Origin of the sequence: Synechococcus sp. WC101 (assembly GCF_047461555.1) — a bacterium.
In the GTDB taxonomy this organism is placed as follows: Bacteria; Cyanobacteriota; Cyanobacteriia; order Thermostichales; family Thermostichaceae; genus Thermostichus.
The window spans coordinates 1-2825 of the sequence record NZ_JANSHG010000226.1 but is presented as its reverse complement, the minus strand read 5'-3'; the positions used below and the strand labels follow the sequence as shown (position 1 = coordinate 2825).

General features: G+C 63.8%; 2 protein-coding genes. Both read right to left on the bottom strand.

All coding sequences use genetic code 11. The annotated features are described in order from the left end of the window. On the bottom strand, positions 1-1048 hold a 1048-nt coding region (locus NW809_RS11750), incomplete at its 3' end, for an efflux RND transporter permease subunit (protein WP_414402215.1). A 67-nt stretch (positions 1049-1115) separates the two neighbouring features. Further along, positions 1116-2423, bottom strand: a complete 1308-nt coding sequence (locus NW809_RS11745; RefSeq protein WP_099812481.1) for an efflux RND transporter periplasmic adaptor subunit — start codon at positions 2421-2423, stop codon at positions 1116-1118. Positions 2424-2825: the final 402 nt, after the last annotated feature.

Sequence of the window (2825 nt, the reverse complement as noted above, 5' to 3'; positions counted from 1 at the left end):
CCTGCAGCAGGGTGAAGATCACCTCCTGCACCGACTCCGTAATAAACAGCGTGGCGTCGAAGGCGATCTCGTAGATCAAGCCGGGCGGGAAGCTACGGGAGAGCTCCGCCAACGTCTGCCGCACCTGCCGCGACACCTCCAAGGCGTTGGCATCCGGCTGCTTGGTGATGGCGATCCCCACCGCCTCCTGGCCGCCGATGCGGAAGAACGTATCGTAACTTTGGGCCCCCAGCTCCACCCGACCCACGTCGGCAATGCGCACCAAGCTGCCGTCGGGGCTGGCTTTGAGCACAATTTGGGCAAACTCCTCCGGCTGCGACAGCCGCCCCGTGGCCTGGACGCTGATCTGAACCTCCTGATCCGGGGGGCTGGGCTGGCTGCCGATCTGTCCGGCAGGCACCTGGATGTTTTGCTGGCGCACGGCGTTCACCACATCCAGCGCCGTCAGCCCATAGCCGGCCAGCCGCGTCGGATCCAGCCAGATGCGCATGGCATAGGTGCGCTCCCCGAAGACGATGACATCGCTGACGCCGCGAATGCGCCGCAGGGCATCGCGCACGAACAGCTCGGCGTAGTTGCTCACAAACAGCTCGTCGTATTCCCCTGCCTCTGAGCGCAGCGCCACCACCTGCACAAAAGCGCTATCGCCGGCCTTTTCTACACTAAGGCCGTTTTGGATCACCTCTGCCGGCAGCCGCGCCTGCACCCGTGCCACCCGGTTTTGCACATCCACAGCCGCCGTGTCCAGATCCCGATCCGGGCTGAAAGTGACGGTGATCTGGCTGGTGCCGTTGCTGCTGCTCACCGAAGAGATGTAGCGGATGCCCTCGACGCCGTTGATCTCCTGCTCCAGCACATTGGTTACCGCCGTCTCCACCGTCTCGGCATCGGCTCCAGGGTAAACGGCGGTCACCCTCACCGCCGGCGGCGCCACCTGCGGGTAGTAGTCCACCGGCAATAGGGGAATGCTCACCGCTCCCACCAGCACAATGATGATGGAGCAGACGCTGGCAAAAACAGGACGGCGAATGAAAAAGTCGACAAACATAGGCCAGGGATCCGCGTAAGGAGTAGAAGGGGATGACCAAGTTGGGAAACCGCTCAAGAGGAGAAATCTAGGGCGGGGATCCAGGCGGTCTCCCCTCCCCTTGCATCCTCTGCTGCAAAAGCACCTCATCGACAATCGGGGCGCCATCGCGGATTTTTTGCAGGCCGCTCAGCACAATCGGCTCGTTGGCCTTCAGCCCCTCCAGCACCTCGTAGCTGTTGCCGTAGAGGGATCCCAGCCGCACCGGCCTTTGCACCGCCACCGCCCCGGGGGGCTTGCCCTCCTCAGGTGGCTCTGTCGTCTGCACCGTGTAGACAAAGGTTTGGGCGCCCAGACGGGCTACCGCCGTTGCCGGCACCAGCAAAGCTGGCCGCTCCTCCCAGAGGATGCGGGTTCGCACAAACTGGGCTGGTCGCACCAGCGGGCCGTAGGCCTTGCGCAACTGGCCGGCGGGGTTCTCCAGCAGGGCCTTGGCCAGCACCGATTGCGTGCTGGCATCGGCTTCAGGCGCGATGAAAGAGATTTGGCTGGTGCCGATCACCTCGCCGCGGCTGTCCAAGATCTGCACCGGTGTGCCGATGCGCAGGCGGGGGGCCTGCTGCAGCGGGATATTCAGGTTCAGCTCCAGCGCCTGGGTTTGGGTCAGGGTGGTCAAAACCGTCTGGGGCGTCACATAGTCCCCCTGCCGCACCAACACTTCCCCGACAATACCGGCAAAGGGAGCCGTGACCTGGAAAAACTGCAATTGCACCTGCTGCCGCTCCGCCTCGGCCCGGGCCCGCTCCACCTCCCGCTCTGCCCGCACAATGGCCGCCTCTTGGGCCCGGATCTGCTCCTGTTGCGCCGCCAAGGCCGCCTCCGCCTGGCGCAGATCGCGGCTGGACTGATCCACTTGCGCCTGGCTGATGGCCCCCTCGGCCAAGAGGCGCAGGTTGCGCTGGTGTTGATCCCGGGCGAACTCCGCCGCTGCCTCCAGCCGCAGGCGATCCGCCCGCAATTGGCTGAGCACGGCTCGGCTGCTCTCCAGGTTGGCCTGAGCCGCCGCGATCCCGGCCGCTTGGCCGGCCACCGCCGCCTGTTGTTGCCGGCTGTCGATGGCAAACAGAGGCGCCCCGGCAGAAACCTGGGATCCCAGCCGCACGAACACCTGGGTCACCTGGCCGCTCACCTGGGGCCGAATACTGGCCACCTGCTGGGATCCGAGGCTGGCGATGAACTCCGACGTCTCCTGAATGAGCCGTTCTTCCACGGCGCCGATGGCCACCGGTGTCGGCTGGCCTTCTCCACTCTCCATGCCGCGAGGGGGCCCGCCGGGCCGACAGGCAGCCAGGAGCAAAGAAAAACCCAACAGCGGCAGAACTGTTCGCAATCGCATCCTCAACCTGCTCCCCCAACGAGCACCCAAACAGAGGGATCCCCCATCTGCATTGGCTCAACCAACCAAGGTAATGAGCCTGTGCCTTCCTGTGCCTGTGCAAAAGCGCTGGCCATCCTTCCCAATCCAGAACTAAGTTGACACTCCCGCCGCCTGAAGGCGGGGGATTCTTACGCAGTCCACAGAAGGACCCGTAACGGCGTTGTCAAAGCGCCTCTAGACAGTTCCTTAAGGCAAAGCCCCAAGGTTCTGCTTACTTTCTTAAGCAGGTTGGCGGCAGCATTAGCATCAGCGTTGACCAACCACCCCTTTGCCGTTTGGTACAGGCCCCGCTTGACACGCTTCCCAGAGGGTCTCCACCCGTCGGGTTTTCACCATAATTAGGTAGCTCATCTCTATCTA

Excerpts from the sequence above, each read along its gene's own strand:
- NW809_RS11745 (WP_099812481.1), bottom strand. The coding sequence starts at position 2,423 with ATGCGATTGCGAACAGTTCTGCCGCTGTTGGGTTTTTCTTTGCTCCTG.